The organism is Arthrobacter globiformis NBRC 12137 (genome assembly GCF_000238915.1).
GTDB lineage: Bacteria > Actinomycetota > Actinomycetes > Actinomycetales > Micrococcaceae > Arthrobacter > Arthrobacter globiformis.
On sequence record NZ_BAEG01000025.1, the window covers coordinates 1 to 9,628 of the forward strand.

The window sequence follows — 9,628 nt, forward strand, 5'->3', positions numbered from 1 at the left end:
ATAGCTTGCGAAACACCTAAAGGACGGCGACGGCCGGCCCGCTCTTGAGCGGGCCGGCCGTTTGTCTGCGGTCAGGTGCCTGGGATGAGACGGCGGCTAACCCTTCTTCTCAGTCAGCGCGCCCGCCTTGTGCGCCGCCCTCGCGCCCGTCTTTGCGGACTCCACCACGTACTGGGGTTCGTCGTCGCTGGCCCTGTGGGTGTGGCCGTCGAGCTCGAAGTCGCTGGTTTTCTTTTCCACGATCTTGCCGTGGGTCTTTCCCTGTGGAGTGTTCCATTCCACTTCGGTGCCATTGGTCAGTGCCACACGTGCTCCTCGGGTCGGGATGATGTCATCACCGCCGACACTACAGCCGGTGCCGGCAACCGGCCACGGCCCGGACCAGGTTCGGATGGCCTTGAGAGCGCACTCTCCCGAAGCGGCCGGAATTGCTGGACTATGCCCTCACGCACCACCACACTGTCTATTACAGCTGGCAGTCCGGCGCCTTGAAGGATTCCCGGCATCGCAATTCCCGTGCCTATTCGGCAGGATTTCCCGGCGAATAGGGTCGGACATAACACGTGGGCTTCTAATTGCACCGAGAGGACACCGCCATGGAGAACCTGGCAGTCATCCTGCCCCTGATAATCACTGTTGTCGCGGTGCTTCTGGGCGTTCTGGTTATTTGGCTGGCCGTCAAACTCATGTGGAAGGTGGCCGAGCCAAACGAGGCCCTCATTATTTCCGGTCTGACTCGCGGAACCCTGGAAAGCACCGACGGGATGGACTTCAAGATCGTTACCGGAAAGGGCGCGCTGGTGGTTCCCGGCCTGCAGACGGTCCGGACGCTGTCCCTCACCCTGAACGAGACGGAGCTGAAGGTCTCCTGCGTCACGTCCCAGGGTATCCAGGTGGTGGTTGAAGGCGTCGTGATTTACAAAATCGGGGATGCGCCTGCCTTTATCGCCAATGCCGCCCGAAGGTTTCTTGGCCAGCAACCGAAAATGGAAAGCCAGGTGTACAACGTCTTCGAGGGGCACCTGCGCTCCATTATCGGCAGCATGACCGTCGAGGAAATTATCCGCGAGCGCGATAAATTGGCCTCCCAGGTCCGCGGGGCGAGCGGCGTGGAAATGGAAAAGCTCGGCCTCGTGGTGGATTCCCTGCAGATCAAGGACCTTCAGGACCCCACCGGATACATCCAGAACATCGCCAAACCGCACATCGCCCAGGTCAAGATGGAAGCCCGCATCGCCGAGGCCACGCGGAACCGCGAAGCCGCGGAGCGGGAGGCGGAGGCCGCCGCACAGATCGCCGACGCTCAGAGTGTCTCCGCCATCAAACAGTCGGTGGCACAGGCCAACGCGGAGCGAGCCAGGGCCAATGCGGCGCAGGCGGGTCCGCTGGCCGACGCCACAGCCCGCCAGCAGGTGGTGGTCCAGGAAACGGAAGTGGCCAAGCTCGAGGCGGACCGCGAGGAACAGAAGCTGCAGACCACCATCCGCAAGCCCGCCGACGCCAAGGCCTACGCGCAGAGAACAGAAGCTGAGGCACAGAAGGCAGCGGACATCAGCGCCGCCGAAGCGCGGGCCAAGCGGACGGAACTCGAAGCCCAGGCCAATGCCCGCCGGGTGGAAGTCGAAGCCCAGGCCAATGCGACCGCGGCCGCGGCAACTGCAGGAGCCACCCGGGTGACCGGTGAAGCCGAGGCGGCAGCCACGAAGGCGCGCGGCGATGCAGCAGCGTCCGCCATCAAAGCCAAAGCGCTGGCGGAGGCTGAGGGCATCAAGGCCCGCGGCGAGGCCCTCGAAAGCAACCAGGATGCCGTCATCGCCCAGCAGCTGGCGGAAAACATGCCGGCCATTGTGGCGGCGGCCGCCGAACCGTTCGGACACGTCGACCAGCTCACCGTCCTGAACGGCGCTGACGGGGTCAACAGCATGGTCGGCGGGATCATCACCCAGGCCGGCTCGTTCCTGCCGCGGCTGTCGACTGCCCTGAAAAACGGGCAGGGCCACGCCAAGCAACAGCCGAAGCAGCCCGGCGCCTAGGACAGGGGTCGAGGGAGCCCCGGGAGGTCGAGGACCATGGTGCACAGAAACGTTGACCGGAGCCTGACCGGGAAGATCGGCCGGGTCACCGGGCGGATCGGCCCCGGCACCGTCGGGGAGGTCATGCTCCCGTACCGTGGCGGGGTCAGCGCCTTCCACGCCTACCCGTTCGACAAGGTCAGTGTCTTTCCGGTCGGTGACGAGGTGCTGGTCATCTACCTCGACCCGCCGCAGACCGTCTTCGTGGACGAGCTGCCGGACATTCTCCGCCATGAGGGACGCTAGCCCCGCCTGTTAACCCAACCTTCCCTTCACGGTCACGCCCGCTCCCCCGCATGGTTAGACGGCGGGAACACCGTTGAGGGGTGAGGATCGCTATCGTTGCCGAATCATTCCTGCCACTGATGAACGGAGTCACGCACTCCATCCTGCGAGTGCTTGAGCACCTGCAGGAACGGGGCGATGAGGTACTGGTGATTGCGCCGTCAACGTCGGACGCTGATGTTCTGGACGTTGTGCACGGCGCGTTTGTGCACCGGCTGCCCTCCGTTCCGCTGGCGGGTTACACGAACGTTCGGGTGGCGCTGGGAGGTGTGTACCGGGTCAAGAGAATCCTTGCCGACTACGCACCGGACGTGGTCCACCTGGCGTCGCCGTTCGTGCTCGGCTGGCGGGCAGCGCAGGCCGCGCATCAGCTGGGGATCCCCACGGTGGCCCTCTACCAGACCGAGGTTCCCAGCTACGCCGCCCGGTACGGGGTGCCGTTCCTGGAGAACTGGGCCTGGAACAGGGTGGAAAACATTCATCTCCTGGCGTCCCGGACGCTGGTGCCGTCCACTTTCGCGCTGCACCAGTTGCGCGGCCGCGGGATTCTGCGGGTGGGCATGTGGCGGCGCGGTGTGGATACCGCGCGTTTTGCACCGGAAAAGCGCGACGACGTGTGGCGGGCTTCCGTGGCGCCAGGCGGTGAGCGGATCATCGGCTATGTGGGCCGGCTGGCGGTGGAGAAGCAAGTGGAGGACCTTGCCGTGCTGGCAGACATTCCCGGCACCCGCCTGGTGATTGTGGGTGACGGTCCGCAGCGGGCGGCGCTGGAGGAAGCCCTTCCCAACGCCGTGTTCACCGGATTCCTCGGCGGCGAGGAGCTGGCCCGGGCCGTGGCGTCGTTCGACCTGTTCGTCCACCCGGGCGAGTTCGAGACCTTCTGCCAGACCATCCAGGAGGCCATGGCATCGGGGGTTCCGGTGGTGGCCACGGGCCGCGGAGGCCCCCTGGATCTGGTGGAAAATTCCCGCACCGGCTGGCTCTATGAACCCGGTGACCTGGCCGGCCTGCGCCGGCACGTGATGGACCTGACGGGCGACGACGCCAAGCGCCGCGCGTTCGCCGCGGCGGCTCACGCCTCGGTACAGGGCCGGACGTGGCCAGCCCTGTGCGCGGAACTGGTCCGGCATTACCGCTCGGTGATAGCGGAACAGCCGATCACCGGCATCGAAACGAAACGAGGAGCCACCCTGTGAAGATTTCCGTGATCGGCTGCGGCTACCTCGGCGCGGTGCACGCGGCCACCCTCGCGTCCATGGGCCACACGGTGGTGGGGATCGACGTCGACCCCGCACGTGTCGCGCAGCTGGCCGGCGGCCGGGCCCCCTTCTTCGAACCGGGACTGGACGAACTCCTGCGCGACGGCCGGGCCACCGGCCGTCTGCGCTTTTCCACTGCCTTCGCCGACGCCGCCGGCGCGCAGATGCACTTCCTCTGCGTGGGCACGCCGCAATCGAAGACGTCCGACGGCGCCGACCTCAGCTACCTGGTCTCCGCCAGCAAAAGTCTCCTTCCGCACCTGAGCCGGGGTGACGCCGTCGTCGGTAAGTCCACGGTGCCCGTGGGGACCGTCGACAAGCTGGGGCGCATCCTCGCGGCACGGCCTGACGTGCTGCTCGGCTGGAATCCAGAGTTCCTGCGGCAGGGCACGGCGGTGAAGGACACGCTGGTGCCGGACCGGCTGGTGTACGGGGTGCGCGGCGGCAAGGAGGGCGCCTTCGCGCGCCGCAGCGACGGGACGCAGGGAGCGGCCCGCGGTGTGACCGCCGTGCTGGACGCGGTGTACGAGCCGCTGCTGCGTGCCGGCATTCCGCGGCTCGTGTGCAATTTCGCCACTGCGGAACTGATCAAATCGGCGTCGAACGCGTTCCTGGCGACGAAGGTCAGCTTCATCAACGCCATGTCCGAACTATGCGACGCAGCCGGTGCCGACGTCACCGAATTGAGCGAGGCGATGGGCATGGACCCGCGCATCGGCAACCGGTACCTGCATGCCGGGCTGGGTTTCGGCGGCGGCTGCCTGCCCAAGGACATCCGCAGCTTCCGGGCCCAGGCGCAGGCGCTGGAGGTCCGGTCCGTGGAGGACTGGATGGGCGTGGTGGACTCCATCAACCTCGGCCAGCGTGCCCGGACCGCGGAAGTTGCCAAGGAACTCTGTGGCGGCTCGATCGCCGGCCGGACGGTGACCGTGCTGGGCGCGGCGTTCAAGCCGGACACGGACGACATCCGCGACTCCCCCGCCCTCGACGTCGCGCTCCGGCTTGCCTCGGCCGGCGCGCACGTCACGGTGACGGATCCGAAGGCCATCAACAACTCGTGGATGCGCTTTCCTCAGCTTCGCTTCGAGGCCTCTGCCGCGAGGGCGCTCGAGGGTGCCGAGCTGGTGCTGCTGCTGACCGAATGGGCCCAGTACCGCGACCTGTCGCCGGCCGCCGTCGGGCAGCTGGTACGACGCCGGACGGTGCTGGACGCGCGCAACGTCCTGGACGCGGCGGCGTGGCAGGCGGAAGGCTGGACGGTGCGCGGACTCGGCACGAACCACGCGGCGGCGCTGACTGAGCAGATCTCCGCCGGCTGATCCTCCGTCCGCTGGTTGAGCTTGCGAGGTGAGGGTGCCGGCGGGGATCGAAACCAGCTGACGCTCCATCTCGACAAGCCCGATCAGCGGTACCATCTTGGTGAGGGGGTGGACGCTCAATGAGTTTCTCGCGGTCTCACGCAACGGTGGCATGACAGCGGCTTCCCCGCGCCCTGAGGGGGAGCCGGCCGGTAGTTCCGCTGCCCTGTTCGATGCGCTGCCGGACGCGGTACTGGTGGTGGCGGGCGACGGGGTCATTGCCCAGGCCAATGCCGCCGCCGAGCGGCTCTTCGGTTACGGCAGGCCTCAGCTCGTGGGCCAGGACCACCGGATGCTCCTCGCCGAAGGCTACCGCAGCGGTTTCGACCGGCTCTTCGCCAGCCTGCGTACTGAGAACGGAGACAGCGCCGCCGCACAGACCCCTTTCGAGTCCTACGGCCTGCGCAGTGATGGCACGGAGTTCCACGGCGAGGTGGCTTGCTCGCTGCTGGACTCCGACGGCGGCCCATGCCTGGTCGCGTCGGTCCGGCCCACGTTTCACCGGCAGGAGGCCGACGCCGAGCTGCGGGAGGCGATGTCGCTGCTCAGCGCCACCCTGGAGTCCACGGCCGACGGAATCCTGGTGGTGGGCATCGACGGCAATATCGCCGGCATCAACGAGCAGTTCACCAAGATGTGGGGTATCCCGCGCGAACTGATGGCCACCGGCGACGACGCCGCAGTGATGAATCATGTGCTTGGTCTCCTCTCGCACCCGGAGAGCTTCGTGGACAAGGTCAACGAGCTGTACGCGCACCCCGCCGCGGAAAGCCACGACATCCTGGAGTTCCGCGACGGCCGTACTTTTGAGCGCTATTCACGGCCGCAGCGGGTGGGCAACGTGGTAGTGGGAAGGGTCTGGAGCTTCCGGGATGTGACGCCGCGGCGCCGGGCCCAGGAGCAGGCGCGGCAGGCGATGGCGGACCTCGCCGAGCAGGCAGAACAGCTCAGAGCCATGGCGTTCCAGGATCCCTTGACCGGGTTGGCGAACCGCAAGCTGTTCCATGACCAGCTGTCCGAAGCATTGCACGGCGGCGGCCGTGCCGCCGTCGACGTCCTCCTTCTGGACCTTGACGACTTCAAGGAGGTCAACGACATCCTTGGCCATGCCGCAGGGGACCAGATGCTGGTGGAGGTGGCCCGCCGGCTGAGGGCATGCGTCCGGCCGGACGACACGGTGGCACGGCTGGGCGGTGACGAGTTCGTCGTGCTTCTGACCGGAGCCACAGATGCCGAGTCCGTCGCGGAGCGGATCGTGCAGTCGCTCAATGTTCCGGTATGGATCGAAGGGTCCATGCTGCGGCCCAGCCTGAGCCTGGGAATCGCTTCGCTCTGTGAGGACGCGGTGGCCGCGTCGGAGCTGCTGCGCCGCGCGGACGTGGCGATGTACGCGGCCAAAGCGGCGGGCAAGAACCGGTACATGCGGTTCCAGCCGGCGATGATGACGGCCCTGGTGCAGCGGACGGACATGGAAGCGGGGCTGAGGCTCGCCGTCGACAACGACCAGATCAGCGTGAGCTACCAGCCGGTTGTCTCGCCTCGGCTGGGTGAGGTGATCCAGTTCGAGGCGCTGGCACGGTGGGAGCGCGACGGGAGGAATGTCCCGCCGTCGCAGTTTATTCCGACGGCGGAGCGCAGCGGACTGATCTCGGTGGTCGGCCTGCAGATGATGCGGGAAAGTTTTATCCAGCTTGGACCCTGGCTTTCAACTGACGCCGGGCGTTCCCTGGCGGTCAACGTGTCCGGCGTGCAGCTGCGGGACTGCGACTTCGCCGGCAGTGTGCTGGGCATGGCCGGGTCCCATGGCATGGACCCCCGGCAGCTGGTGCTGGAGGTGACGGAGAGCGTGTTTTTCGACGCCGACGAACATGTGATCAGCCAGCTGGCGAGCCTGCGCAGCGCCGGCGTGCGGGTTGCGCTCGATGATTTCGGCACCGGTTACTCCTCGCTGGGCCGGCTTCAGGACCTGCCGGTGGACGCGGTCAAGATCGACCAGTCCTTCGTCTCCATGGTCCGCACCGGGGCGGAGAAGCTGCCGATCCTCAGTTCCATGATCAACATGGCCCACAGCCTTGGTCTGGGCGTCACCGCGGAGGGCATCGAAACCTCCGCGCAGGCCGCCTACCTGACGGATCTGCAGTGCGACGCCCTGCAGGGCTACCTGTTCTCGGTGCCCGAATCCGAGGCTGGCCTCGAGCAGGCCATCAGCCGCTCCACCGCAGCGCTCGAGGCCCTTGAAGGTCTGCGCCTGCGCCGCTGACCCGGCCAAACCCTCCCTCAGCTCTCGTCGCCCAACCCCAAACCCTCCCTCACCTCTCGTCGCCCAACCCCAAACCCTCCCTCACCTCTCGTCGCCCAACCCCAAACCCTCCCTCACCTCTCGTCGCCCAACCCCAAACCCTCCCTCAGGGCACTTCTTGAGGGCCCGGGAAACCCGTTCAGGTGGAGCCAGCGGACCTCAGGCGTTGTCCAGTTCGGGCTTCTCCAGCGGCTCGCCGGCCCTGACCAGCTCCAGGCTGCGGTCCCAGAAGCTCCTCGCCAGCTCGGCGTCGTAGGCCTGCCTGTTGGCTTTCGCCAGCGCACGCTTGACGTAGAAGGCGCCGGGCACCCAGTCCCGTCCGGGCGTGGATGTAGCGAGCCAAACGAGCGTGTCAGCGCCCTGCTCGGCCGAGATGAGGAACCGGTTGAACACGGTTTTGTAGGCGTGGCGGAACCAGCTTGTGGACTCCGCAGCGAAGTTGGTCGCCACGACGCCGGGGTGGAAGGCAGCCGCCGCGATACCGTCTTTCCCGTAGCGGTTCTGAAGTTCCGCGGTGAAGAGGATATTCGCAAGCTTCGCGGTGCCGTAGGCACGGTTTGTCGAGTAGCTGCGCTCTGAGTTGAGATCGGTCAGATCCAAGCGTCCGAACCCGTTGGCAGCGCTGGAGGTGTTGATGATCGTGGCACGGCTGGCGGTGAGAATATCCAGCAACTCGCTCGTGAGCAGGAATGGCGCCAGATGGTTGACCTGGAACGTCTTCTCGTGGCCGTCCACGGTCAGCTCGTGGCCGCGCATGATCCCGCCGGCGTTGTTCACCAGGACGTCGATTCGCGGGTACCTTTCGCGCAACGCCGCGGCCAGATCTCGCACCTGCGCCAGCTCAGCGAAGTCACAGACGAAGTGGTCAGCACCCAGTTCCGCACCCACCGCTGCGGTCTTTCCCGGGGAACGCCCGACGACGACGATCCGGTCGCCTGCCCGCGCCAGGTACCGCGCGGCTGCAGCACCGATGCCGTCGCTGGCGCCGGTAATGACGATGGTGCGCTGGTGCATGAGGTGTCCTTTGCTGTGATTGAGCCGCTCAACCGTGAGGCGGCCTCCCACGTACAACGGAGCCCGGCCGGGACATGTTCCCGGGCAGAAGCGAGAGCAGGATACCGGCTGGAAATGCCTGCTGCCGATTGCGCGCCCGGTCGCCGGAGTGATAGCTTTCCGGTGATCGTGATCTATTGGCAGGAGGTGAGACCCATGAACGCAGTATCCGCAATGGGCGCTCCCCCACAGCCCACGATCCCGCGACTGAGCTAGTCGCCACCGGGAGCGCCGCCAGGCAATCCGCGAAAGGCGACTCCCATGAACACAACACCTTCTTCACCTCTGCACTTCATCTCCACGACGGCCTCCGACCGAGCGCTGGTCCTCGGTGGCGGCGGATCGACAGGCAATGCGTGGCTGATCGGCGTCATCGCCGGCCTCTCCGATGCCGGGCTGGACGTGACCACAGCCGATCTGACCATCGGAACGTCAGCCGGCTCCACGGCCGCAGCCCAGATAGCTGGCGCGACCCCGGGCGAACTGCTGGCCGCCATCCTTGCCGCGGCGTCCCAGCCCCAGCCCCGGCGCCAGCAAGGGACCGGTCCGGCCGGGTCCGGCGGCGGACGCGTTCCGTCCAAGCCGGTGGCGGACCACATGGAGAGAACCAGCAAGATCATCGCCGCCGCCACGGATGCGGCCGACATGCGCCGCAGAATGGGCGCGGCTGCACTAGACATGGATGCGGGGTCGGACGGCTCTGTGCAGCAGCGGTGGCGCGCGACCGTCGCCGCGCGGCTGCCCAGCCAGCACTGGCCGCAACGAAGGGTGCTCATCACAGCGGTCGATGCCCAGTCCGGTCAACCGGTCATCTTCGACCGCCACAGCGGAGTCGACCTGGCGGACGCCGTTGCCGCCAGCTGCGCCAGCGGCTTCGCCTACAGGATCGGAGACAAAAGTTATATCGACGGCGGCTGCCGAACCAACGCCGAGAACGCCGATCTGGCCGCCGGATACCAGCGGGTGCTGGTGCTCTCGCCATTCGGCGGCAGAACACGGACGCCGCTGGACTGGGGCCTGCATCTCGCAACGCAGGTCGACGGGCTGCGCGCCGGCGGCAGCAGAGTCGAAACGATCTTCCCGGATAGCAACGCCGAGCGCATGTTCGGCGCCAATGCGATGGATCTGCAGCTGCGTCCGCCTGCTGCCCGGGGTGGTTATAACCAGGGCCGCGCCCTGGCCGAGCAGCTCACCGAATTCTGGGGCTGACGTCGGGCGGCGACTTCTGGACGGCCCAGGTTTTTAAACAGCGCGGGTTTCTAAACAGCGCGGGCTGTTAACCAGCCAGGGCCCCGGCGCATA

General features: G+C 66.8%; 8 protein-coding genes. 6 read left to right on the forward strand and 2 right to left on the reverse strand.

Going from position 1 to position 9,628, the window contains the following annotated elements; all coding sequences use genetic code 11:
• Positions 1 to 96: 96 nt before the first annotated feature.
• A complete protein-coding gene (locus ARGLB_RS03635) occupies positions 97 to 306 on the reverse strand; it encodes a hypervirulence associated TUDOR domain-containing protein (RefSeq protein WP_003799058.1) in 210 nt (69 codons plus the stop codon).
• A 290-nt stretch (positions 307 to 596) separates the two neighbouring features.
• Here ARGLB_RS03635 and ARGLB_RS03640 point away from each other — a divergent pair, with 290 nt between their 5' ends.
• From ARGLB_RS03640 to ARGLB_RS03660, 5 genes are all read left to right on the forward strand, one after another.
• Complete coding sequence (locus tag ARGLB_RS03640; protein WP_003799060.1) at positions 597 to 2,033, forward strand: flotillin family protein; 1,437 nt, start codon at positions 597 to 599, stop codon at positions 2,031 to 2,033.
• A gap of 36 nt (positions 2,034 to 2,069) precedes the next feature.
• Positions 2,070 to 2,318, forward strand: a complete 249-nt coding sequence (locus ARGLB_RS03645) for an NfeD C-terminal domain-containing protein (RefSeq protein WP_003799061.1) — start codon at positions 2,070 to 2,072, stop codon at positions 2,316 to 2,318.
• A gap of 80 nt (positions 2,319 to 2,398) precedes the next feature.
• A complete protein-coding gene (locus ARGLB_RS03650; RefSeq protein WP_043417842.1) occupies positions 2,399 to 3,553 on the forward strand; it encodes a glycosyltransferase family 4 protein in 1,155 nt (384 codons plus the stop codon).
• Positions 3,550 to 4,935, forward strand: coding sequence for a UDP-glucose dehydrogenase family protein (locus ARGLB_RS03655; protein ID WP_003799066.1), 1,386 nt, complete (start codon positions 3,550 to 3,552; stop codon positions 4,933 to 4,935). The genes ARGLB_RS03650 and ARGLB_RS03655 overlap by 4 nt, the downstream gene beginning before the upstream one ends.
• 151 nt (positions 4,936 to 5,086) lie before the next feature.
• The gene (locus ARGLB_RS03660) at positions 5,087 to 7,234 is read left to right on the forward strand and encodes a putative bifunctional diguanylate cyclase/phosphodiesterase (protein ID WP_050934265.1); all 2,148 of its coding nucleotides are present in this window, start codon (positions 5,087 to 5,089) and stop codon (positions 7,232 to 7,234) included.
• A 198-nt stretch (positions 7,235 to 7,432) separates the two neighbouring features.
• Here the strand turns inward: ARGLB_RS03660 and ARGLB_RS03665 are convergent, their stop codons facing one another.
• Positions 7,433 to 8,287, reverse strand: a complete 855-nt coding sequence (locus ARGLB_RS03665) for an SDR family NAD(P)-dependent oxidoreductase (protein WP_003799068.1) — start codon at positions 8,285 to 8,287, stop codon at positions 7,433 to 7,435.
• A 300-nt stretch (positions 8,288 to 8,587) separates the two neighbouring features.
• Here ARGLB_RS03665 and ARGLB_RS03670 point away from each other — a divergent pair, with 300 nt between their 5' ends.
• On the forward strand, positions 8,588 to 9,535 hold the full coding sequence (locus ARGLB_RS03670; protein WP_003799069.1) for a patatin-like phospholipase family protein: 948 nt from the start codon (positions 8,588 to 8,590) through the stop codon (positions 9,533 to 9,535).
• Positions 9,536 to 9,628 lie beyond the last annotated feature (93 nt).

Bases quoted from the DNA above. Each gene is read 5' to 3' on its own strand.
- ARGLB_RS03640 (WP_003799060.1), top strand. From the start codon at position 597: ATGGAGAACCTGGCAGTCATCCTGCCCCTGATAATCACTGTTGTCGCG.
- ARGLB_RS03665 (WP_003799068.1), bottom strand. From the start codon at position 8,287: ATGCACCAGCGCACCATCGTCATTACCGGCGCCAGCGACGGCATCGGT.
- ARGLB_RS03670 (WP_003799069.1), top strand. From the start codon at position 8,588: ATGAACACAACACCTTCTTCACCTCTGCACTTCATCTCCACGACGGCC.
- ARGLB_RS03645 (WP_003799061.1), top strand. From the start codon at position 2,070: ATGGTGCACAGAAACGTTGACCGGAGCCTGACCGGGAAGATCGGCCGG.
- ARGLB_RS03660 (WP_050934265.1), top strand. From the start codon at position 5,087: ATGACAGCGGCTTCCCCGCGCCCTGAGGGGGAGCCGGCCGGTAGTTCC.